Source organism: Methylocucumis oryzae (genome assembly GCF_000963695.1).
GTDB classification, from domain to species: Bacteria; Pseudomonadota; Gammaproteobacteria; order Methylococcales; family Methylomonadaceae; genus Methylovulum; species Methylovulum oryzae.
The window spans coordinates 1-832 of the sequence record NZ_LAJX01000348.1 but is presented as its reverse complement, the minus strand read 5'-3'; the positions used below and the strand labels follow the sequence as shown (position 1 = coordinate 832).

Annotated in this window: 1 protein-coding gene; it reads left to right on the top strand. The window is 52.4% G+C overall.

Translation table 11 applies throughout. From position 1 onward, the window contains the following. Window positions 1-66: 66 nt before the first annotated feature. Window positions 67-832: ISAzo13 family transposase (locus VZ94_RS21345; protein WP_109867747.1), on the top strand; the 766-nt coding region annotated here is incomplete at its 3' end.

Below are 832 nucleotides of genomic sequence, written 5' to 3'. Positions count from 1 at the left end.
CTTCCCTGAATTGCTAATGGTAAATCTGGGATAATGAAGCGATTTGAGCAAGACGATTAAAAGCCCATGATTGGTTATGACCAAGCCATTGAAATCAAGATGCAGCGCCTGTTTGGAACTCTATCCGAAAAGGATAAACGTCGATACGCGGGTATAGAAGCGACGAAACTGGGTCGTGGCGGCGTCGACTCTATTTCGAAGCTATTTGATATTGATCCGAAAACCATCCGGCGCGGATTACAAGAACTCGATTTGCTCGATGATCCCCCCTCAGACCGGATCCGAAAAAAAGGCGGGGGTCGGAAACCAGCGACTGAACAGCAACCTCAGCTGTTGGTTAACTTTCTGGCGCTTCTGGCGGAATTCACCGCCGGTGATCCCATGCGGGAAGGCGTGTTATGGACCAATTTGTCGCGTTGCGAAATCAGCCGTCGATTGCGGGAAATGGGAACGCCAGCCAGTCGCCGCACCGTTCGCAACCTGCTGAAAAAGCACGGTCTGGGCCAACGCAAGGCCCGTAAGAAAAAATCCATGGGCGCTCATCCGGATCGCAATGCCCAATTCGAAAACATCGCCCGACTGAAAGCGGAATACACGGCCGCTGGTGACCCCGTGATTAGCATCGATACCAAAAAGAAGGAGCTCATCGGCGACTTCGCCCGCGCAGGTCATACCCTTACGCAAACCAGCATCGAAACCCTGGATCATGATTTTCCCAGTGCTGGCCTTGGCAAACTCATTCCGCATGGCATTTATGATGTGGCCCGGAATGAAGGTGCGATTCACCTCAATACCAGCCACGACACCAGCGAATTGTGTTGCGACAGCATCG